This is a genomic window from Bifidobacterium pluvialisilvae (assembly GCF_019331695.1).
Taxonomy (GTDB): Bacteria; Actinomycetota; Actinomycetes; order Actinomycetales; family Bifidobacteriaceae; genus Galliscardovia; species Galliscardovia pluvialisilvae.
In genome coordinates this window covers 297,695-319,727 of record NZ_JAHBBI010000001.1, presented here as the reverse complement: position 1 = coordinate 319,727, position 22,033 = coordinate 297,695, and the positions used below count along the sequence as shown (strand labels likewise).

14 protein-coding genes are annotated in these 22,033 nt (G+C 65.8%); 3 read left to right on the top strand and 11 right to left on the bottom strand.

Annotated features, from left to right (window positions below; genetic code table 11):
- Positions 1 to 21 precede the first annotated feature (21 nt).
- The 7 genes from KIH77_RS01260 to KIH77_RS01230 all read right to left on the bottom strand — a co-directional run bounded on the left by KIH77_RS01260 (position 22) and on the right by KIH77_RS01230 (position 11,373).
- Positions 22 to 2,844: a type 1 glutamine amidotransferase family protein gene (locus KIH77_RS01260; RefSeq protein WP_219099269.1), complete on the bottom strand. Its 2,823-nt coding sequence runs from the start codon at positions 2,842 to 2,844 to the stop codon at positions 22 to 24.
- 35 nt (positions 2,845 to 2,879) lie between these two features.
- Positions 2,880 to 4,394, bottom strand: a complete 1,515-nt coding sequence (locus KIH77_RS01255; protein ID WP_219099268.1) for a purine-cytosine permease family protein — start codon at positions 4,392 to 4,394, stop codon at positions 2,880 to 2,882.
- A gap of 137 nt (positions 4,395 to 4,531) precedes the next feature.
- On the bottom strand, positions 4,532 to 5,548 hold the full coding sequence (locus tag KIH77_RS01250; RefSeq protein WP_219099267.1) for a LacI family DNA-binding transcriptional regulator: 1,017 nt from the start codon (positions 5,546 to 5,548) through the stop codon (positions 4,532 to 4,534).
- Positions 5,549 to 5,558: 10 nt separating this feature from the next.
- Entirely contained in the window at positions 5,559 to 6,548 is a 990-nt protein-coding gene (locus KIH77_RS01245) for a ribokinase (RefSeq protein WP_219099266.1), read from the bottom strand.
- A gap of 249 nt (positions 6,549 to 6,797) precedes the next feature.
- A complete protein-coding gene (locus tag KIH77_RS01240) occupies positions 6,798 to 9,065 on the bottom strand; it encodes a DNA gyrase/topoisomerase IV subunit B (protein WP_219099265.1) in 2,268 nt (755 codons plus the stop codon).
- Positions 9,066 to 9,189: 124 nt separating this feature from the next.
- Positions 9,190 to 10,605, bottom strand: coding sequence for an RNA polymerase sigma factor (locus tag KIH77_RS01235; protein ID WP_236024357.1), 1,416 nt, complete (start codon positions 10,603 to 10,605; stop codon positions 9,190 to 9,192).
- Positions 10,606 to 10,707: 102 nt separating this feature from the next.
- Positions 10,708 to 11,373, bottom strand: coding sequence for a hypothetical protein (locus KIH77_RS01230; RefSeq protein WP_219099263.1), 666 nt, complete (start codon positions 11,371 to 11,373; stop codon positions 10,708 to 10,710).
- Positions 11,374 to 11,642: 269 nt separating this feature from the next.
- Here KIH77_RS01230 and KIH77_RS01225 point away from each other — a divergent pair, with 269 nt between their 5' ends.
- Together KIH77_RS01225 and KIH77_RS01220 are read left to right on the top strand one after the other, a co-directional pair.
- Positions 11,643 to 12,791 carry a polyprenyl synthetase family protein gene (locus KIH77_RS01225; RefSeq protein WP_219099262.1) on the top strand — a complete coding sequence of 383 codons (1,149 nt, stop codon included), beginning with the start codon at positions 11,643 to 11,645 and terminating at the stop codon, positions 12,789 to 12,791.
- A gap of 47 nt (positions 12,792 to 12,838) precedes the next feature.
- On the top strand, positions 12,839 to 14,887 hold the full coding sequence (locus KIH77_RS01220; protein ID WP_219099261.1) for a protein kinase domain-containing protein: 2,049 nt from the start codon (positions 12,839 to 12,841) through the stop codon (positions 14,885 to 14,887).
- Between the two features lie 99 nt (positions 14,888 to 14,986).
- Here the strand turns inward: KIH77_RS01220 and KIH77_RS01215 are convergent, their stop codons facing one another.
- The gene (locus KIH77_RS01215; protein WP_219099260.1) at positions 14,987 to 15,676 is read right to left on the bottom strand and encodes a lysophospholipid acyltransferase family protein; all 690 of its coding nucleotides are present in this window, start codon (positions 15,674 to 15,676) and stop codon (positions 14,987 to 14,989) included.
- A 48-nt stretch (positions 15,677 to 15,724) separates the two neighbouring features.
- On the opposite strand from KIH77_RS01215, the gene KIH77_RS01210 reads away from it, so the two are divergent.
- Positions 15,725 to 16,270: a hypothetical protein gene (locus tag KIH77_RS01210; RefSeq protein WP_219099259.1), complete on the top strand. Its 546-nt coding sequence runs from the start codon at positions 15,725 to 15,727 to the stop codon at positions 16,268 to 16,270.
- A gap of 125 nt (positions 16,271 to 16,395) precedes the next feature.
- Here the strand turns inward: KIH77_RS01210 and KIH77_RS01205 are convergent, their stop codons facing one another.
- The 3 genes from KIH77_RS01205 to secA all read right to left on the bottom strand — a co-directional run bounded on the left by KIH77_RS01205 (position 16,396) and on the right by secA (position 21,873).
- Positions 16,396 to 17,349 carry an ROK family glucokinase gene (locus tag KIH77_RS01205; RefSeq protein ID WP_219099258.1) on the bottom strand — a complete coding sequence of 318 codons (954 nt, stop codon included), beginning with the start codon at positions 17,347 to 17,349 and terminating at the stop codon, positions 16,396 to 16,398.
- Between the two features lie 335 nt (positions 17,350 to 17,684).
- Positions 17,685 to 18,737, bottom strand: a complete 1,053-nt coding sequence (trpD, locus tag KIH77_RS01200; RefSeq protein ID WP_219099257.1) for an anthranilate phosphoribosyltransferase — start codon at positions 18,735 to 18,737, stop codon at positions 17,685 to 17,687.
- A 172-nt stretch (positions 18,738 to 18,909) separates the two neighbouring features.
- Entirely contained in the window at positions 18,910 to 21,873 is a 2,964-nt protein-coding gene (gene secA / locus KIH77_RS01195) for a preprotein translocase subunit SecA (RefSeq protein ID WP_219099256.1), read from the bottom strand.
- Positions 21,874 to 22,033 lie beyond the last annotated feature (160 nt).

The window sequence follows — 22,033 nt, the reverse complement described above, 5'->3', positions numbered from 1 at the left end:
AGCCTCGCCCATCGTCCGCCGTCAACATCGGTCGATGTCGGTGTATCCGTTGTCGTTGACGTCGGCGATATACGTGACGCCGTCGTCCGGCACGAGCACCGGGGCGGCGAGCAGGCCGCACGGCGCCGGGCCGTCGCCCTGCTGCGTCGTTCCGGCGTAGTAATGGTTCGCGGCGGACGGCAGGATGTCGAGGACGAGCCGGTTCACGCCTTCGTCGAAGGCCCGGCCCAGGGGTATCGGACCGGCAGGCCATGGCGATTCGGCCACGCGTCGTCCGTTGACCCGCACCGTGACGGACCCGCTGACCTTCGGCAGGATGAGCGACCAGCCACGGGTCGGCGATTCGCCGATGACGACGTCGCGGACGTATCGTCCCATGCCGCAGAACGTGGGATATCCCTGACGCTCCCAGCCGATGGACGGATCGATTGGCGTCGAGGGCGTCTCCTCCGTGCCGTCGCATGGCGTGAACCGCCATCCTGACGGCAGCGTCGACGGCATGGCCGCGTCCCGTCCGTCGGGGACGAGCTGCAGCAGCATGACCTGATGGGGGCTCATCCGCAGTTCGATGCGTGGGCCGACGCCGCGGCCGCGAATCTCCGACGGCTCCCCCACCGCGCCGTCGAGCGGGTTCCATGAGACCAGCCACGCATGGGATGTCCCGGTGTCGATGACCGCGGTCTTGGCCCGGTCGGAGTCGTTGAACAGCATGATGCGCCGACACCCGTGACGGTCACGTCCACGCCGTGACCACAGTTGCCCGGATTCCGGCGTCGTATCGGTTACGCGCGGACATGGCCGGACGGCCTCCATCACGTCGGCCGACAGCTTGTGCCATTGCGGCAGTCCGTCATGGACGAACCGGCGGTCGATGGAAAGGTCAGCCAGTCGTGCCGCAATCCGGTCTCCACAGGGCTCACCGGCCACTTCGCCGGGAAGCCCGCCGGTGGCGAACAGCGTTCCGCCGTCGGCCACGAACCGTTCGACGACGTCGACGGAGCGTGCGTCGCCGAGGACCTGCACGCCCGGCAGCACGAGCACGGGGAACGTCCGTCCGTCCGGAAGACGCAGCGCCCCGCCTTCCACGGTGCCTTGCGCAAGGTCACGTTCGTCGATGATGGCGTAGTCGATGCCGTCGCGGGCGAGGTTCTCGCACCACAGCGCCATGTGACGGCCGAACTCATGCTTCGGCCCGTACGCCCAGTCAGTGACCAGCGGGTAAAGCACGGCCACCTCGTCCAATGGCTCGCAGCCGTCGAGGAACACGGAGACGCGGGCGGATTCGTCGGCGAAGCGCCGGTGGAAGCGGAACCAGGGCTCGTAGTTGATGCCGGGGGCGAAGTCGAACCTCGGGTTGACGAACATCTCGGCCGAGTCGTCGCCATGTGCCCCGTCATCGGCCGGACTGTGGCCGTCGGTGAGCCAGAAGGCGTGCATGAGCAACTGCCTCATGCCGAGTATGTGATGTCGCATGGCCTGCGAGCGCAATTGGCCGAGGGTGAGCTCCCACCAGCCTGCGGCGAAGTGGGATCCGGGGACGACGCGGCCGAAGTACTGTTCGACGATGCAGCCGCTGCGACCGTGGCTGCGGGCCACGGAGTCGCCGAATTTTGCGGAGAGCTGCGGGAAGTCGTTGCGGGCGTCCACGCCGGTGATGTCGCGCCATGCGTCGATGCCGAAGTAGTCGAGCCCGAAGTTGGTGCGTGGATCGTCGGCGATGATGGTGCTGGTCGGGTCCCATGAGGAGACGTGGCTGAGCACCTCGTGCCCGCAGAGCTTCAGCCCGTGGCCGTGGCACCAGGCGTTGAGGGTGCCGAGGAACGCGTCGATGCCCCGTCTGGCGTAGCGTTCGTAGAACCATGTGCGGTCGTTCGTCGTCTCGTCGCCGACGCCCGTGACCCATGACAGCAGTATCCGCGGCCAGCGTTCCCCGGCCTCCCGGGCGAGTTCGTCGTAGAACCGCCTGTCGTACATGAGCGTGGATGCGGTGGTGCCGTCGTTCTGCGCCCAGTCGAAGAAGCAGGCGTGCGGCTGGTCGAAGAACACGTAGGAGACGGTGGTGCCGAGATGGTCGCCGAATGCCCGCGCGTATGGCTCGTAGCCGACTTCGGTGAACCGTCGTGCGGCCGCCGGGTCGAGGTAGTTGATCATGCGGCTGGTGGCGCAGCGTGCGGCGACGAGGAACGTGATCCTCCGATGGCCGGACGGGGAGCCGGCCGCGAGGTCGGCTTTGACGGCGCACCCGTCGGGGCCTGCGGATGCGAGTCGCGCATGGTCCGTCACGTCGATGATGGTCGAGGCCTTGGTCGCGCCGTCGGTATCGTCGACGTGGGCCACGGCGGCGACGATGCGCCATTGGTCCCATTGCGGTCTGCCGCCTTCGAAGACCCAGTCACGTCCCTGTTGGAGCAGGTAGTCGACGTCGACGGCGTGGATGCCGTCGACAGCGCCTTCGGCATGGCCGGAGTCGTCGACGTCGGCGGTCACGTGGAACAGGTGCCGTTCCCGTAGTTCATCGTGGCCACCGGCCACGACTCGGCCGCCGGCGTGGCCGGACAGCCAGTTGTATTCGTCATAGATGCCCATCATCATGCCGCATCGCCGGGCGACGTCGGCGGCGTGTCGGCACATGCGCAGATAGTCGTCGCCGAGGTAGTCGTCGAGCGGCATCGACATGCGGGCCTGTATCTGGAAGGAACGGTACCCGGCCTCGTTCATCCGGCGGATCTGGTCGTCGATCTCGTCCTCGGTGGGGACGCGATGCCAGAACCAGTAGGTGGCCGGCGCGTTCCATACGCCGGGATGTCGAAAATCATCGAGTTCCCGGCTGTCGTATGTGTCCATCGGATGTCGTTCCCTTCCGTGCATCATACGACCGGTCAGTCGGCGTCCGGCCGGCTTTCGACGGTTTCGATCCTGGATCGGTCGGGCTTGGGATCGAGTTTGAACCCGTAGGTGAGGATGGCATAGATGACGGTGCCCACGATCATGGCGACGACCACGCCGATGTTGGTCGAGCCGATGACGCCGGCGCGCTGTTCGGGGGTGAGCAGGAACCCGACGACCTTGGCGATGTTCGGGTCGGCGCTGGTGACCATGCCAAGGCCGGCCACGGTGGCGACCGCCATGGCCGTCAATGCGGTCCAACGGCCCGACCTGCCGCCGAGACCCTTCGGCTGGGCCATGCGCACGTCCCAGCCGTAACGCCGCTGGCGGATGAAGTCGATGAGCTGGATGCCGCCCATTGTGCCCATGGGCACGGCGATGAGCGCGAGGAACGCCTGGAATGTGGCGAGGAACGACGTGGAGACGAACAGCAGATAGAACGCGCCGAAGGCGATGATGCAGCCGTTGATGAGGGTGATGACCACGCGCGAGCCGGGCAGGCCGACCGCCATGAGCGCCAGCCCGGAGGAGTAGATGCCGGTCATGGCGGCGGAGACGAGGGAGATGACGATGACGATGCTGAACGGCACGAAGAACCAGGTGGGCAGGAGCACCGTCAACGCGGCGATGGGGTCGGCGGCCGCCGCCTCGCCGAGCTTGTCGTTGGTGGCGGCGAGCAGGATGCCGAGGATGAGCAGCACGGTGACGGGCAGGGAGATGCCGAGGGTGGTCCAGCCGATGACGCCGCGCGCCTTGGTGTCCTTCGGCAGGTAGCGGGCGAAGTCGCCGCCGTAGTTGAGCATGCCGAGCCCGACCATGGTCATGGCCATGACGATGCCGCCGACGAACACCATGGGCCCGCCGTCGGGATGCCCGGCCAGCCGGTCCCAGTGGATGTGCGGCAGGATCATCGCGATGAACACGACGGTGAACGCGCCGGTTATCCATGAGATCCATTTCTCGGCCTTCATGATCAGACCGTGGCCTGCGACGGCGAACGTCATGGTGACGGCAAGCACGATGATGAACCAGACGAGCACGAGCCATGTGGCGGGCGTGCCGTCGTCTTTGGCGAACATGGCGGGGTTGAGCCGGGCGAAGATGTTGGCGCCGGTGGTGGAGGCGAGGGTGATGATGGTGACCTTCCAGCCGATGTTCGACAGGTAGGCGAAGAACGCGATGATGCGGTTGCCCTGGTAGCCGAACGCGAAGCGCGTCTGCGTCAGCGTGGGCAGCCCGGTGCGCGGGCCGCCGACGGAGAGCACGCCGACGAGGAACGAGGAGATGGCATAGCCCAGTGTCCCGGCGATGATGGCCTGCAGGGGCCCCAGTCCGAGCCCGTAGACGTAGATGCCGTAGCTGATGCCCATGATGGACACGTTCCATGCGAACCATACGGAGAACAGGTCCCGTGCCCTGCCATGCCGTTCGCTTTCGGGTACGGGGTTGACGCCGTTGGATTCGGGGCCCGCCGAGGGGGCGGTCTCCTGTGCTGCCGTATCGCTCATTGCCGCATTTCCTTCGATCACGCAGGCCCGTCCGTCGCGAACGCACGGGCCTGTCGAAAACAGGTACAGGGCGAATGTAGCATGGCAGAGGGAAAAGTTATGGTCATCATGACCATAAGCATGTCGGGCGTGTCATGTCATGGTTGAGCGACACTGCCGCGGCGGATGAGTTCGGGCGGGATGACGATGCTTCGGCCGACGGCCGCATCCCCTCCCCCGTCGATGCGCCCCTTCATCAGGATCGAGGCCTCGTGGGCGAGCCAGCCGATCTTCTGTCCGATGGTGGTCAGGTCGAAGCCGAAGCCGAATCGTTCGGCGATGCCGTCGTAGCCCATGACCGACATGTCGTCCGGGACCTCCAGGCCCCGCTCCCGAAGCCGCTGCATGAGGCCGAGGGCCATGAGGTCGTTGCAGCAGAACACGGCGGTCGCGCCGGATTCCACGACGCCGTCGGCCGCGTCATACCCTCCCCCGTGCCTATAGTCGCCCTCGACGAGGACCGTGGGGGCGAGCCCGACCTCGGCAAGCGCCTCGACGAATCCGTCTCGTCGCTCCGCGGCGTTGCCGATGCGGACGTCTCCGGAGACGCAGGCGATGCGGCGGTGCCCGCATTCCATGAGATATTGCGCGGCCAGCCGCCCTCCGGCACGGTTGTCGATGGCCACGCCGTCGCACCAGGGCTCGTTCACCATGCGGTCGACCAGCACCACGGGGCGTCCGCACCGTTCGACGTCGACGCGCAGCCGCTCCGGGGCGCCCCCGGATTCGCCGGCTGGGATGAGGAACATGCCGTCCACGCCTCGCGCGGCCAGCCGGACAAGCACATCATGCTCCGCGGCACGCGAGTCGTCGGTGTTGGCGATGATCAGCGAATAGCCGGCCTGCCGGCATTCGTCCTCGAAGCGTTTGGCGAGCGCGGCGAAGAACAGGTTCTGAATGTCCGGCACGATGAGCGCCAACAGCATGGAGCGTTGCGTCACCAGTGTGCGCGCCACCTGGTTGGGCACGTAGTTCAACGCCTTCGCGGCCTTGAGGATGATGTCGCGGGTCTCGTCGGAGACCCGCGAGGGACGGTTGTTCAGCACCAGGGAGACGGCCGTCACGGAGACTCCCGCGGCGGCCGCCACATCCTTGATCGTCGTTCTTTTGGCCATGGGCAACAGACTAGGCGAATTTCGCGGTGACCTGCTCCGTCGTGCCATATGACGCCTGGGCGCCATGGCCGGTGGCCGCGTAGGCGGACACGTAGGAGGCGACCTGTGCGCTGGACACCAGGTCGGCTCCGGCGGCGAGGCCGGCGAGGATGGTGCCCATGAAGGAGTCGCCGCAGCCGGTGGTGTCGACGGCATCGACCTTCACCGGCACGATACGGTGTGTTTCGCCGCCGTCGATGACGACGCTGCCGTCGCCGCCGAGGGTGATGACGGCCTGGTCGAATCCGAACCCGGCCATCTGCGCGACGATGGCATCCCAGTCCACGGCGTCCCAGTCGCCGTCCTCGGGTTCGTCGATGCCGAGCAGCTGGCTCATCTCATGCTCGTTGACGAGCAGGATGTCGGCGTTGTCGATGAGCTCCTTCGGCAGTTCGGGAATGAACGGCGAATCGTTGACGAGCACCTTCACGCCGGCCTCGTGGGCGATGCGGGCCGCCTCGATCACGGTGGGCATGGGGCTTTCCAGGCACAGGCCAAGCACCGCGGCGCCGGTGATGACGTCGGCGTGGTCACGTACATATTCGGGACTGACCCTGCCGTTCGATCCGGGCGAGTAGACGATGGTGTTCTCGCCATGGGAGTCGACGGTGATGACGGTGGTGCCGCTTGCGCCCGGCACATGCAGTATGGCGTCCGTGTTCACGCCGGCCTTGGTGAGTTCCCCGAGCAGGAATCCGGCATTGTCGTCATCGCCCACGGCGCCGAGCATACGCACGTCGGCACCGAGTTTGGCGGCGGTGGCGGCCTGGTTGCCGGACTTCCCTCCGGGCAGCACGCGCAGCGGGCCTGCGTTCACGGTTTCGCCCGGCTTGGGAAGGCGTTCCGTCGTCACGGTGTAGTCGGCGTTCATCGAGCCGACCACGACCAGATGCCGCTTCCCTTCGGCGAATGAGGCCAGTCGGGCGAGCGCTTCTTTCCTGCTGATGCCGTCTGCGTTCATATTCGTCTCCTTTTGTCGTAGTTCGTTTTCGTCGCGGTTCATTCGGATGGACACCATGGCAGGATTATGCGACCGCATCGTCTCCCCGACACCTGCCATGACGTTGAAAATACTGATATCACCTATGGTAAAACGCTAAACCAGATTATGCAAGACGACATGCGGAATGCAATGAAGTCCTACTCCATACGCCGACGGCCGCGTCTCCCTTCCGGATCGGCGCGGCCGTCGGGCGCTGTTCGCGTCATATCAGGCGTCGATGTTGGCGCGGTCGAAATCGTCGGCGTTGTCGACGATGAACTGCTTGCGAGGCGGAACCTCACCGCCCATGAGCAGGCTGAAGATCTCCGAGGCCTGTGCGGCGTCCTCCATGCGGATGCGGCGCAGCATGCGCGTGCGCGGGTCCATGGTGGTGTCGGCCAGCTGGTCGGCATCCATCTCGCCGAGGCCCTTGTAGCGCTGGATGTCGTCGTCGTAGGCGATGTGGTCGCGGTCGAGCTGCGCGGTGCGGCGGGCCAGTTCGTCATCGGAGTACGTGTAGATGACCTCGCCCTTGCGCCTGCCGGTCAGGGCGATGCGATGCAGCGGCGGCACGGCCGCGTAGACGTGCCCGTGCTCGATGAGCGGCCTCATGTACCGGTAGAACAGGGTGAGCAGCAGGATGCGGATGTGCGCGCCGTCCACATCGGCATCGGTCATCATGATGACCTTGTTGTACCTCGACTGGGAGATGTCGAACGTGGCCCCCGAGCCGGCGCCGATGACCTGGATGATCGAGGCGCACTCCTTGTTGGCGAGCATCTGGGAGACGGACGCCTTCTGCACGTTGAGGATCTTGCCTCGGATCGGCAGCAGCGCCTGGAACATGGAGTTGCGGGCGGCCTTGGCCGTGCCCAGGGCGGAGTCGCCCTCCACGATGAACAGTTCGGCGATGTCGTCGTTGCCGGGCTGACAGTCCGAAAGCTTCGACGGCATGGAGGCCGATTCGAGCGCGTTCTTGCGCCGCGTGACCTCCTTGGTCCTGCGCGCCTGGATGCGGGCGTGCATCTCGCCGACGATCTTCTCGAGCACGCGGCCGGACTGCTCCTTGTAGCCGCGCCTGGAGCCGGCGATCATCTCGCCGAACTGCTTGTCGGTGAGCCTGGTGACGATGGGCTTGACCTGCGCGGTGCCGAGCACGTCCTTGGTCTGGCCCTGGAACTGCGGTTCGGCGATGCGGACGGTGACCACGGCCACCAGCCCGGTCATCACGTCGTCGCGTTCGACCTTCGTCGAGGAGTCCTTGAGGTTCACCTTGAGCTTGCGGGCGTTGGCCTCCACGTTCCTGCGCACCTGACGGGTGAGGGCGTTGAGGAAGCCGTCCACGTGCATGCCGCCGCCGGGGGTCTCCACCACGTTGACGAAACTGCGGATGGTGGTCTCGTAGTCGTTGGTCCACCGCAGCGCGATGTCCACGCCGCAGGTGCGTTCCACCATCTGCGCATGCAGGTCGCCGCCGGGGCCGACGACCTGCGTCTCCTCCTGGTACGTGCCCTCGCCGCTGATGTGCCAGATGTCGCACACGGGTTCGCCCTTGGAGAGGAAATCGACGTAGTCGACGACGCCGCCGGTGTGGAGGAACTCCTCCACACGGGCGTGGGACCGCCCCTCCATGTGGTGTGTCACGGCCGGCTCCGTGGAGGCCGTGGCACCGGCGTCGGGACCGTCCTCGGGAGTGTCGCCGGAGTCGGAGACATCTCCCTGACCCGCGACGGCGGCGTCCACCTCGCGGAAGTCGTCGATGGACTCGTCTCCGGTCGCGGGGATGCTCTCGTCCACCACCGTGATGGACAGTCCCGGCACGAGGAAGCTGGTCTGCCGCACGCGGTCGATGAGCTGCTCGTAGCTGAACCGCGCCGTCGAGTTGAAGATCTCCGGGTCGGCCCAGTAGCGGATACGCGTTCCCGTGGTGTTCTTCGGCACCTTGCCGACCTCGCGCAGCTCGGTGGGCGAACGCTTGCGGGTCTTCTTGAACGGTGAGGCCGGGGACGGGCGCGCGGGGTCGGGGTCGGAGTAGACGCCGGGATGCCCCTGGTGGAACTCCATGCGGTAGGTTTTGCCGTTGCGGTCGACCTCCACGTCGAGACGGGAGCTCAGGGCGTTGACCACGGACGAGCCGACGCCGTGCAGGCCGCCGACGGCGTTGTACGAGGCGTTGCCGAACTTGGCGCCGGCATGCAGTTTGGTGAGTACGACCTCGACGCCGGTCAGGCCGGTCTTCGGCTCCTTGTCGACGGGGATGCCGCGGCCGTTGTCGGCCACGGTGATGGATCCGTCGGTGTGCAGCGTGACCACGATCCTCGTGCAGAATCCGGCCAGCGCCTCGTCGACGGAGTTGTCGATGATCTCCCACAGGCAGTGCATGAGCCCTTGGGAGTCGGTGGTGCCGATGTACATGCCCGGACGCTTGCGCACCGCGTCGAGGCCTTCGAGCACGGCGAGGTCCTTCGCGCCGTATTCTTCCTTGGTTGCTGCCATATCCCCACTCAATCGTCGTCGGATTACGTCTGTATTGGAATCATGCATCATGCCGTATCATGCGAACGGCGGATGCCTGGGGCATCCGCCGAACCGCAGCCGATGACGGCATGACCGTCGAGAATCACTGGTCGAGGAAGTCGCGCAGCGTCTGCGACCGCGACGGGTGGCGCAGCTTCGACATCGTCTTGGATTCGATCTGGCGGATGCGCTCACGGGTCACGCCGTACACGCGGCCGATGTCGTCGAGCGTCTTGGGCTGGCCGTCCTCGAGGCCGTAACGCATCTTGATGACGCCGGCCTCACGCGGGGAGAGGGTCTCCAGCACCTGCTTGAACTGCTCCTGCAGCAGCGAGAAGGCCACGGCGTCGGAGGGGGCGATGGCGTCGGTGTCCTCGATGAGGTCGCCGAATTCGGAGTCGCCGTCCTCGCCGAGCGGGGTGTGCAGCGAGATCGGCTCACGGCCGTACTTCTGCACCTCCTGCACCTTCTCGACCGGCATGTCGAGCTCGCGGGCGAGCTCGTCGGGCGTGGGCTCGCGGCCGAGGTCCTGCAGCATCTGACGCTGCACGCGGCTGAGCTTGTTGATGACCTCCACCATGTGCACGGGCACGCGGATGGTGCGCGCCTGATCGGCCATGGCGCGGGTGATGGCCTGGCGAATCCACCACGTGGCGTATGTGGAGAACTTGAAGCCCTTCTTCCAGTCGAACTTCTCCACGGCGCGGATCAGGCCCAGATTGCCCTCCTGGATGAGGTCGAGGAACAGCATACCCCGGCCGGTGTAGCGCTTGGCCAGCGATACGACGAGTCGCAGGTTGGCCTCCAGCAGGTGGTCCTTGGCCTTGCGACCGTCGTTGGCGGCCCACTTGAGTTCGCGGCGGCGCTTGAAGTCGAGGCTGTCGCCCTCGGTGTCGAGCAGGTGCTGCGCGTACAGGCCGGCCTCGATGCGTTCGGAGAGGTCGACCTCCTGCTCCGCGTTCAGCAGGCTGACGCGGCCGATCTGCTTGAGGTAGTCCTTGACCGGGTCGGCCGTGGCGCCGGTGGCGATCACACGGCGCTTGGGGTTACCGGACGGCGTGTAGTTGTCATCGTCGTCGAGGTCGGTGACGACGAACGCGCCCTTCTCCTTCGGCTGTTCCGGCGGCTTCGGCTTGGACTTCCCGTCGCCTTCCGCCTCGCCGTCGGATTCGTCGCCGTCGGCGTTCTCCTCGCCGTCATCGACGTCGTCGGCGCCGTCCACGTCGTCGAAGTCGTCGCCGAGGTCGCCCTCGTCCACCTCCGTGTCGTCGAGCAGTTCGTCGTCGAGCTCCAGCTCGTCGTCGGCCTTCTTGCGGGAACGCGTGGCCTTCGCCTTCGAGGCGCCCCTGGTCCTTGTGGTCTTCGCGGTGCGGCGTGAGGAGCCCTTGGCGCCCTTCTTCGCCGACCGGCCCTTCTGCGCCGTGGTCTCCTCAGCCGTCTTGGATTCCGTGGAAGTCGAATCCTTCGCCGCTGCGTTGCGCTTCGTCCTACGCGTTGCCGTCGTCTTCTCGCCTGCCAACTTATCCTCCTGGCTTCGTCCTGCCGGCCCTCTTAGCATGAAGGCACAATTATGGCAAGAGCAAATTGTCAACTAATAGAGTGAACCACGTTCCAAGGACGATTATTCCCGGTGGCCTCCGCGGACCCATGCGGGGGCCACCCCACGGGATATGGCGCCGGCGACGATGGACGCCATCGTGCACCCGTCGTCGAGCAGCAGCGCACGTACCGCACAGGCGAGCGACTGCTCCTCCCGCCCCACCCACCACAGCAGGTAGGCCAAGGAGGTGAGTGGCTGCACGGAGTATCCGGCCGGCACCAGGCAGACCATGCGCGCCAGCGAGTCGATGCCCCGCTGGCAGCGTTCGAGGTCCGGGCGCCTGTCCGGATCCTCGAATCCGGCACGGAGCGTGTCATACACCAGCCTGCCGACCTCCGGGTCATGGGGCTCCGACGCCAGGACGAGCAGCCGTTCCTGCTCCACCTTCGCCAGGACGGCCATCAGCACGGCGTCGCGCATCGACATCACCTCGCCCATGCCCACACACAGCCGGATCATCTTCGAGCGGTCCAGGTCGTCGCTTCGGCCGTCGAGCCGCCGCATCCACTCCCCCAACGGCTCCTGGAACCATATCCGGTCGGCCGTCCCGACGCCCTTCCTGCGCCGGGCCTGTCTGAACGTCTCCCGCGTCGCGTCCATCGTCCGCGCATCCACCTTCATCGACCGCAGCTTGTCCTCGTCGGCGTAATCGCCGTCCAGGGGCCGCAGCCCCACCGTCGTCGTCATCGTCAGGCTCCTTTCCTGCCATCTTCGGCGGGGACGTTCCCCGCCGGCGACGACGCATCCCCGTATCCACCGCTCTCCGCCTGGATTCCACTATCGCAGACGCGAGGGAATCGTCCCACGGTTTCCCGGCAATGTTGACGAACGTGGGTTTTCGTTGCAATCACACCGTTCTTGGTCCATGCGGCGCGTGGCCCGTCCCTCCGCCAACGGCATGGTGTTGTCAGCACCGGTTCATTATTGTGTGAACCATGAGCGTTCAGGACCCATTGATGACGACACGTAACCGGATCGAGCATCGTATCGGCGAGCTCATCGTCCGACTGTGCGACGCGCATTCCGACGACCTCGGATCCGCCACGAGCGAGCAGCTGTGCCGGGCGGTCGCCGATCAGGCGCTCGTCTCCAGCCGCGGGGGCAAGCGCCTCCGGGCGCTGCTGCTCATGACGTTCCACGATGCCCTGCGCGGGACCCCGGGGACCGACGACGACGCCGGGGCACGGGGCGCGTTGGACCTGGCCTGCGCCATCGAGGTGTTTCAGACGGCCGCGCTCGTCCACGACGACATCATCGACGACGCCGACATGCGTCGGGGAAGACCGGCCGCGCACAAGGCGCTGGAATCATTCTGCGCTGCCCACTCCCCCACGTCCGCGGGTCTTGACGCCGCGGCGATGGGAGGCGGACTGGGCATCATGCTCGGCGACCTGCTCGCCACCGCGAGTGTGGCCATCGTCAACGAGGCCACAGCCACGATGCCGCATCACGGTCCCATCCTCGACCGGTTCCTGGCCATGCACCGCGATGTGGAGATCGGTCAGGTCATGGACCTCGCCGCCGAACGCATGCCACTTGACGACCCGTCGGCGCTGGCGTCGAACGCCTTGGCGGTGTTTCGCTGGAAGACCGCCAGCTACACGACCGTCGCCCCCATCGAGCTCGCCCTGCTCGCCGCCGGCGTGGCACCGGGGGTCTCCCACGAAACCGCCCGTGAGATCGGCGTTCCACTGGGCACGGCGTTCCAACTGGCCGACGATCTGCTCGACGTCGTGGCCGACCCGGCCGTGACCGGCAAGCCGGTAGGCGGAGACATCCGGGAGGGCAAGAGAACGGTGCTGCTCGCCGACGCCCTCGACGCCCTCGACGACGCCGACCCGGCCGAGGCCGCGTTCCTGCGCGACCGGTTCTCGCGGTCAGGGCGCGATGACGCCGACGTACGCCGCATCATCGACGCATTCGTGGCATCGGGGGCCGTGGACCGGTCCAGGGACCGTATCGCACGCCTGTGGCGTCGGTCGGAGTCCGCCCTCGACGGGGCCGCAACAAGGCTTGGGATCGCGACCGACGGAATCCGTGCATTGCGGTCCGTGTGCGCCCGGTTCGTCCCCGAGGTCCTTCACGTGGAGATTTCTCCGGCATGACGCGTCCATGCGGCGCCGAGGCCCGAATGAAACGTAGTATATGAACCATGAGTGAAGTGACGGGAACCCTTATCGGACAGACCATCGACGGCCGGTACACGATCACGCGGAGAATCGCGGAAGGCGGCATGGCCACCGTCTATGAGGCCGATGACACCCGTCTTGCACGTACCGTCGCCATCAAGATCATGCATACGCAGCTGGCGCAGGGGCCGCACCGCGACCAGTTCGTGGAGCGCTTCCGCCGGGAGGCCCGTTCGGCGGCGGCCATCGCCAACCCGCACATCGTGCAGATCTATGACACCGGGGAATTCGACGGTCTCGACTATCTGGTCATGGAATACGTGCACGGCGTCAATCTGCGGTACGAGATGAACCGGATCGGCACGTTCACCGTCCGCGAGACGATGCGCATCATCGAGGAGATTCTCGACGGCCTGTCCGCGGCGCACGGCGTGGGCGTGGTGCATCGCGACATCAAGCCGGAGAACATCCTGCTCAACGAGCGCGGTCGCGTGCAGATCACCGATTTCGGGCTGGCGAAGGCGGCCTCGCAGGCCACGCTCGCCACCACGGGCATGCTGCTGGGAACGGCCGCCTACCTCGCCCCCGAGATGATCGAGCACAACCAGGCCACCCCGCAGGGCGACCTGTACTCGGTGGGCATCATGGCGTGGGAGATGCTTGCCGGTGACGTGCCCTTCAGCGCCGACAACCCGGTGACGATGGTGTTCAAACACGTCCATGAGGACGTTCCCGCCCTGGCCGGCAGATATCCGGGCATGCCCCGCCCCGTATCCGAGTTCATCGCACATCTGACCTGCCGTATGGTGTCGGACCGCCCGGACGACGCCATGGCGGCCCTGCGGGAGCTGCACGGTTTCGCCAACGGGCTGACGCCCTCCGAACTGTCGTACCGCGTGGCCGGTTCCCCGACGCCGAACGCGACCAGCGTGCTCCCTTCTTCGGACGGGCCACGCGCCGGCGCCGCCATGCCGTTCGCCGCCGACGACGGCGATGAAGGCGACGACGAACGGCGTGAGATGCTGCGTCACGACCTTCCGGCCCAGCATTCCGGTTACGACGAGGGGTCCACGGCCAAGGGCCGGAAAGGGCCGCGGCGCCGGGTGATAATTGTCACGGCGATCATGCTCGTCGTACTGCTCGCCATGGGAGGCGGCGGATTCGCCTGGTGGTATTATCTCGGCCCCGGCAGCTATTGGAGCGTGCCCGCGCCCACCGACGTCCAATGCACCGAGAACCGGGCCTGCCCGCTCCGGGGCGCAAGCTTCACGGACTACGAGGACACGCTCAAGGTGGCGGGAATCCCCTACGAATCCAGCGAGGAATTCAGCGACACCGTCGCCAAGGGCGATATCATCTCCGCCACGCCGGCCAATGCGGGCGACCATGTCAGCAAGCGGAACAACGAATCCATGCGCTTGGTCGTCTCCAAGGGGGTGCGCCAGCTGACCGTCCCCGCGGACATCGCCGACGCGAACTCCGCCAATGGCAAGGATCCCATCAACGCGCTTCGCCGGACGGGATTCTCGAACATCACGCATGACGAATCCAAGGACGAGTATTCGATGGACGTGCCGGAGGGCGCGATTCTGTCCATCGACCCCAAGCCGGGCGCCACGGTGAAACACAACGCCCGTGTCACCGTCACCCTGTCCAAGGGGCTCAAACCGGTGGCCATGCCGACGGTCGTCGGCCGGAGCAGGGCGGACGCCGTCGCGTCCCTGAACGAGGCCCGGCTGAAGGTCTCGGTCACGGAGCAGTACTCCGACACGGTGGCCAGTGGCAAGGTCGTCTCCGCATCCGTCAACGCCGGCGCGCAGCTGCATTGGGGCGATGCGGTGAGTCTGGTGGTCTCCAAGGGCCCGCAGATGGTGACGGTCCCCGACGTCCGTGGCAAGAGCCAGGACGAGGCCACCAAGACGCTCAAGGCCCTTGGCCTCGACGTCAAGGTATCCGCCCCGTTGGGCAATATCACCCATACGGTCCGGCTACAGAGCCCCGATCCGGGCAAGCAGGTGCGCCTGCGCGACGCCAAGGGCAAAGCCACGGTCGTGACGCTCACCGTGGTGTGATCGGCCCACCGCCACCGCCTGCCAGAGGCGATGACGAAAGGGGCGGAGCCCATGCGGCCCCGCCCCTTTCGTCATCCTGTCATCCCGTTATCCCGCCGATCAGCCTTCGGACCTGGCGGCGAGCCGCTGCTTCACCTTCTGCGCGTATTCGTCCACGTATTCCTGCCCGCTGGCCTCGCCGATGATTCTCATCATCCTGTCGGTCAGTTCGCGAAGCTCATCGTGGTTGAGCTGATCGGCCGCCACCTTCCTCACGATGATGGGCTTGCCGAAGATGACCGTGGTGCTTCCCTTGCCGGGAATCACCTGGCCGGGCTTCTGCAGATCACGGGTGCCGATGATCGCCGTGGGGATGATCGGGCATCCGGTCTCCAGTGCGAGACGTGCCACGCCGGTATGGCCGCGGTACAGACGCCCGTCCGGGCTGCGGGTGCCTTCGGGATGGATGCCGAACAGGTGGCCGTCTTCAAGAATCTTGCGGGCCGTCTCCAACGCGCCCAACGACTTCTTGCCGCCGGAACGGTCGACGGGGAACACGCCCACCGATGTGAACCACCACTTCTTGAACCATCCCTTGATGCCCTTGCCCTCGAAGTACTCGGCCTTGCCCATGAAATGGATCATACGGGGCGAGACCAGCGGCAGCAGGCCGTCATCGATGACCGCGAGATGGTTCGCCGCGATGATGGCGCCGCCCTTCCTCGGAATGTTGTTCAGCCCCTTGACGGTGGGATTGAACCGGTGACGGGCCAACGGCCCCAGCAGTCTGACGAAGAACCAGTAAAGCACGATACCTCCAAGCCGTACGACGGCAGATTCACGGTTACAGTTATAGATATGACTGGCAACAAGGATAGCAATGCGAACCCGCCGTCTTCAAACGACGGTGCAAACGACGACGAACGTCGGCAGTGGGAGGAGTTCATCTCGTCCCACGAGAACGATCTGGACGAGGTGGCCCGTTCGCGCAGCGCGCGGAAATTCGACAAGGCCGCCCGCAAGGCGGAGAAGAAGAAGGCGCAGTTCAACGTACAGGACCTCAAGGCGGAGGCGTTCGCCCAGGCTCCCCCGGCAGGCCGGGGCCCCCGCGACTTCAGGAACAGCAGCTGGCTGGACGTCGATGAGATGATGGACGGGGATTCGACGTTCACTCCTCCGAACCCATCCCTCGGTCCGATCAGCGGGAGCGGTCTGCTGTTCGTCATCCTGCTGGTGGCGGGGGTACTCGGACTGGTGGCGGCCGTGTTGCTGCCGTCGATGGCCTCGCTGCTGGGCACGGTGTGCGGAGTGATGACGCTGATTGGCGCAGGCGGCCTGTTCGCCCGGCATCGGGGGCACACCGAGACCCGCCGCGACGTCTTCGACGACGGGGCACGGGTGTGACCGTCCTCCACGGCCGCATGGCCATCGTGGCGTAAGCGTCTCCGGAAGGACAAGAAAACGGGCGGTGTCCGCGCTCCCACATTTCGGGGCACACGGACACCGCCCGTCATGACGACGACGTGGCGTCACACATTGCGACGCGCCAGATCGGCGGCTCCGATCATGCCCGCGTCGCCGCCCGCGGTGGCGGGAAGGATCTTCGCGTGCTCACGGTAGGCCGCCGCCTCCAGGAAACGCACGTAGTTGTATCGTGCGGGCTTCAGCAGGATGTCGCCCACGGACACGACGCCGCCGCCCACGACGAAGACGTCGGGGTCGATCACCGCGGCGATGGCGGCCATGGTGCGCCCCAGCCATTCGCCGATCTTGCCGAAGGCGTACAGGGCCAGTTCGTCGCCCTCCTGGGCCGCCTGGGACACCATCTTGCCTTCGAGCGCATGGACGTCTCCCCCGCACAGCTCGAGAAGACGCGTGGCCTTCTGCGGCATGCGGCGGATGCCGGCGCGGGCGAAGCGCTCCAGCGCGTTGCCGGAGGTGTAGCGTTCCGCGCACCCGCGCAGACCACAGCCGCAGAAGTCGCCGTCGGAGACCATGGGCAGGTGGCCGAGCTCGGCGGCCATGCCGAAGGAGCCGCGGTAGAGTTCGCCGTTGATGATGACGGCGCCGCCGAGACCGGTGCCCACGGTGAGCATGACCATGTTGCGGCTGCCCCGGCCGGCGCCGAGGATGTACTCACCCCATCCGGCGCAGTTGGCGTCGTTCTCCACGACGACCTTGCACCTGCCGTCGGTCAGTTCCTCGATGCGGTCCGCCAGGGGGTAGTCGATCCACTTGGCGATGTTCGCCGAGAAGCTCATGGTGCGGCGGTCGGCCTTGACGTTGCCCGCCGCCGAGATGCCCATGGTGGGGATGTCGGAGTGGAGCTTGAGCGCCTCGTTATAGATTTCGATGATGCAGTCGTTGATCTCGTCGGGGTCGGTCGGCGTGGGAACACGCCATTGGCTGAGGACCTTGTCGTTCTCGTCGCAGACGGCGCCCGCGATCTTCGTGCCGCCGATATCGATGCCCAGTGTGTACATGAATCCTCCCTGTCGCCGCTCCCATCGCCGATGTTCTTCGATGAGGCATCGCGCGATGGGGATTAGAACGTTCAACACTGCCATGATACCAGCGGAGAAAACGACACGCCGAAAATCCTACCGACCGGTTGGTTTTTTAATGTCGGATATCAACCTTCCGCACCAAGACGGGCAGCCCTGCCGGCATACGCCCGACGTACGTGAACGCGGATGCGTACACGTACGACAATGCCCCGTCATCGCACTGATGCCGGGGCATGACGTTGATGGGAAGACCTCCCGATGGCACCGGCGTCCGCCGCAATCATGCGACGAACGCATCGGCACCGCTCGCATCAGGCCTTCTTCGACCGGGCGGCCTCGATCCAACGGTCGAGCAATTCCGACGCCTTGCCGGAGTCGACGGTCTTCTCGGCGAGGGCATACGCCTCACGGAAGCGCTCGGCCAAAGTGCCGTCCCCGATCAGATGACCATCGGCCACAATCGCGGACGCGGCGTTGAGCAACGCCGTGGTGCGGGCGGGGATGTCCTTGCCGTCGACGAAGTCACGGAATGCGGCCGCGTTGACCTCGGGCTCGCCGCCCTTCAGGTCGGCGACGTCGATCTTCGCGAGGCCGAGTTCGACGGTCGGGTCGAATTCGGTCTCGACGACCTTGCCGTCGCGAATCTCCCAGACGGAGACCGGACCGGTGGGCGCGAGCTCGTCCATACCCTCGTGCGAGGTGTATACCATGCCGGTCTGGCCGTTGGCGGCATACACGGCGGCCATGATCGGGCTGACCTCACGCTTGGCGCAGCCGATGGCCACGTGGGCGGGCTTGGCGGGGTTGGTCAGGGGCCCCAGCACGTTGAACACGCACGGGATGCCGAGTGCGGCGCGAATCGGTCCGACAAAGCGCATGGCCGGGTGGAAGGTGCGGGCGAACGCGAAGGTGATGCCCACTTCGTCGCCCACCTCGCCGACGGCCTCCGGTGCGAGGTCCAACGGCAGGCCGAGGGCCTCGAGCACGTCGGCGGCGCCGCACTTCGAGGAGGCGGCGCGGTTGCCGTGCTTGACGATCTTGACGCCGGCGGCGGCCGCGGCGACCGATCCCATGGTGGACAGGTTGACGGTGGCGAAGCCGTCGCCGCCGGTGCCGACGATGTCGGTGGTCTCACCGGAGACGTTGAGCGGCACGGCATGCGACACCATGGCCTTGGCCGCGCCGGACACCTCCTCCGGCGTCAGACCGAGCTGCTGCTGCATGGCCAGGACGGCGCCCACGGCGGCGGGGTTCGCCTGGCCCTTCATAAGGTCGTCGACGTACCACTCACTTTCCTCGGCGCTCAGATGCTCCCCCTGCACGAGCTTGGTAAGAACTGCTTTCCATGTGAATGGTTCGGTCATCGCTGATTCCTCCTTGGCGTATTCGCCAGTGTTGCATTCGGTGCCATTGTAGCGATTATCCGTTACGCGTCCACCGTCCCGACGTCGGATGTTCCACTATACGAAAAAGGCGCCCCGCGGACATCATCCGCGGGGCGCCTATCATAGACGGGGCATGATGCCCCGTCTTCCCTTACTTCTCGTTTTTGCCATGGCACAGCTTGTACTTCTTGCCGGAGCCGCAGGGGCATGGTGCGTTCCTGCCGGTTCCGGGGAAGGTGCGTCCGTCGGATTCGGGGGCATGCAGCTCGCCGCTCTTGGGACGCTTGGACAGCGGGACCTTGCGGTCGGCATGGCTGATCGGCTTCGGCCCGGTGACGCTGCCGGTCTCGGTCTTCACCGGCTCATCCGCCACGGATGCCGTGGACGCCGCATCGGCGGCGGGCTCCGTATCGGCGCCGGCGGACGAGGTCTCCGCGGATTCGGCGACGGCCGACTCCTCGGCGTCCTCATCCTCGGCGTCCGGATCCTGAGGCGCGGACGTCTCCAGCTCGTCGGCGGACGGCTGGTCCTCGTCCGTGCCCTCGACCTTCTCCGTGGCCGCGGCAACGGCCTTGTCCTCGTCGGACTCGGTGTTCAGGTCCTCGGTGCGGGCGACCTGCTGGATGTCGACGTGGAACAGCAGCTGGATGGACTCCTCCTTGATGCCTTCCACCATGGAGTTGTACATCTGGTAGCCTTCGCGCTGGTACTCGGTCAGCGGATCGCGCTGGCCCATGCCTCGCAGGCCGATGCCGTCCTTGAGGTAGTCCATCTCGTAAAGGTGCTCACGCCACTTGCGGTCGAGCACGGCCAGCACGACGCGGCGTTCGAGCTGTCGCATGGCGGCGGAACCCGCAATCTTCTCGATCTTCGCGTACTGTTCCTCGATGTCGGCGACGATGAGCTCGTGCAGTTTGGCAATGGCCTTGTCGGACTTCAGACCCTCCAGCGCCTTCTCGGCGTCCTCACGCTCCACATCGATCGGATAGATCTGTCCGAGGGCCTTCCACAGCCCCTCGAGGTCCCAGTCGGCGGGCTTGTCGCTGCCGTGGGCGGCGCCACGGATGTAGGAGTCGACGGTGTCGGCCATGAAGCGCTTGATGTCCTCGTCGATGTCCTCGCCCTTGAGCACGGCCTGACGCTCCGCGTACACCACGGTACGCTGCTTGTTCATCACGTCGTCGTACTTCAGCACGTTCTTGCGGATCTCGAAGTTGCGGGACTCCACGGCCTTCTGGGCGTTGCGTACGCCCTTCGAGACGCTCTTCGACTCGATGGGCTCGCCCGTGGGCATGCCCTTGGCCATCACACGGGCCACGAGCTGGGTGTTGAACAGGCGCATGAGGTTGTCCTCGAGCGACAGGTAGAAGCGGGATTCGCCCGGATCGCCCTGACGGCCGGAACGGCCTCGCAGCTGGTTGTCGATACGGCGGGACTCGTGACGTTCGGTGCCGAGGACGTAGAGGCCTCCGAGCTTCTTGACCTCCTCATGCTCGTCCTTGACCTGCGCCTTGACCTCGGCGAGGGTCTCGGGCCACAGCTTCTCGTATTCCTCGGGGGTGTCCTCGGAGGAATAGCCCTGCTCCTTGAGCTTCTGGTCCGCGAGGAACTCGACGTTGCCGCCGAGCATGATGTCGGTGCCTCGGCCGGCCATGTTGGTGGCCACGGTGACGGCGCCCTTGCGACCGGCGACGGCCACGACCGCGGCCTCCTTGGCATGATGCTTGGCGTTGAGCACCTGATGGGGGATGCCGGCCACGTCGAGCAGCGAGGAGACGACCTCGGAGGATTCCACGGACGCGGTGCCGAGCAGCACCGGCTGCCCCTTGGCGTGGCGCTTGGCCACGTCCTTGACGATGGCGGTCAGCTTCTCCTTCTTGGTGCGGTAGATGAGGTCGTCCTTGTCCTGACGGATCATCGGACGGTTCGTCGGAATCGGCAGCACGCCCAGCTTGTAGGTGTTCATGAACTCGGCCGCCTCGGTCTCGGCGGTACCGGTCATGCCGGCGAGCTTGTCGTACATGCGGAAGTAGTTCTGCAGGGTGATGGTGGCGAAGGTCTGGTTCTCGGCCTTGACCTCCACGCCCTCCTTGGCCTCGATGGCCTGGTGCAGACCCTCGTTGTAGCGGCGGCCGGGAAGCATGCGGCCGGTGTGCTCATCGACGATGAGCACCTCGCCGCCCTGCACCACGTAGTCCTTGTCGCGCAGGAAGAGCTCCTTGGCCTTGATGGCGTTGTTCAGGTAGCCGATGAGCGCGGTGTTGTTCGGCTCGTACAGGTTGTCGATGCCGAGGTAGTCCTCCACCTTGGTGATGCCCGGGTCGAGGATGCCGACGACCTTCTTCTTCTCGTCGACCTCATAGTCCTCGTCGCGCTTGAGCTTGAGCACCAGCTTGGCGAACTGACGGTACCAGCGGGTCACGTCGCCCTCGGCGGGGCCGGAGATGATCAACGGGGTTCGCGCCTCGTCGATGAGGATGGAGTCGACCTCGTCGACGATGGCGTAGTGGTGCTCGCGCTGCACCAGGTCGGACTTCTCCCACGCCATGTTGTCGCGCAGATAGTCGAAGCCGAACTCGTTGTTGGTGCCGTAGGTCACGTCCGCGGCGTACTGCTTGCGGCGCTCCGGCGGCTTCTGGTCGGTGATGATGCAGCCGGTGGTCATGCCGAGGAAGCGGAATACGCGGCCCATGAGGTCGCTCTGGTAGCTGGCGAGGTAGTCGTTGACGGTGACCACGTGCACGCCCTTGCCCTCGAGCGCGTTGAGGTAGCTCGGCAACGTGGCGACCAGCGTCTTGCCTTCACCGGTCTTCATCTCGGCGATGTTGCCCCAGTGCAGGGCGGCGCCGCCCATGAGCTGCACGTCGAAGTGACGCATGCCCAGCGTGCGCTTCGAGGCCTCACGCACCGTGGCGAACGCCTCGGGCATGAGCTTGTCGAGACTCTCGCCGTTCTCGATGCGCCGCTTGAACTTGGCGGTCTGCCCCTTGAGTTCGTCATCGGACATGGCGGAGATGGTGTCCTCCAAGGCATTGGTCGCCTCCGCCACGGACTGAAGCTTGCGAAGCTGGTGTCCTTCGCCGATACGCAGGACCTTGTCCAGAACGTTTACCACGAGTTATCTCCTCAACTGTGTCTGTGTTCTTGCGCCTGGACTACGAGCCCTGTTCAGGCACAAACTGCATCCATAGTACGCGATTGTTCCGATTTTCGTTTTCTTCCCGGAGGTTTTACGGGAAAATCCCGGCATGGAGCCGTTGTTCGCATTCACAAAC

Coding starts and splice junctions, on each gene's coding strand:
- KIH77_RS01260 (WP_219099269.1), bottom strand. CDS start 2,844: ATGGACACATACGACAGCCGGGAACTCGATGATTTTCGACATCCCGGC.
- KIH77_RS01255 (WP_219099268.1), bottom strand. CDS start 4,394: ATGAGCGATACGGCAGCACAGGAGACCGCCCCCTCGGCGGGCCCCGAA.
- KIH77_RS01250 (WP_219099267.1), bottom strand. CDS start 5,548: ATGGCCAAAAGAACGACGATCAAGGATGTGGCGGCCGCCGCGGGAGTC.
- KIH77_RS01245 (WP_219099266.1), bottom strand. CDS start 6,548: ATGAACGCAGACGGCATCAGCAGGAAAGAAGCGCTCGCCCGACTGGCC.
- KIH77_RS01240 (WP_219099265.1), bottom strand. CDS start 9,065: ATGGCAGCAACCAAGGAAGAATACGGCGCGAAGGACCTCGCCGTGCTC.
- KIH77_RS01230 (WP_219099263.1), bottom strand. CDS start 11,373: ATGACGACGACGGTGGGGCTGCGGCCCCTGGACGGCGATTACGCCGAC.
- KIH77_RS01225 (WP_219099262.1), top strand. CDS start 11,643: ATGACGACACGTAACCGGATCGAGCATCGTATCGGCGAGCTCATCGTC.
- KIH77_RS01220 (WP_219099261.1), top strand. CDS start 12,839: ATGAGTGAAGTGACGGGAACCCTTATCGGACAGACCATCGACGGCCGG.
- KIH77_RS01210 (WP_219099259.1), top strand. CDS start 15,725: ATGACTGGCAACAAGGATAGCAATGCGAACCCGCCGTCTTCAAACGAC.
- KIH77_RS01205 (WP_219099258.1), bottom strand. CDS start 17,349: ATGTACACACTGGGCATCGATATCGGCGGCACGAAGATCGCGGGCGCC.
- trpD (WP_219099257.1), bottom strand. CDS start 18,737: ATGACCGAACCATTCACATGGAAAGCAGTTCTTACCAAGCTCGTGCAG.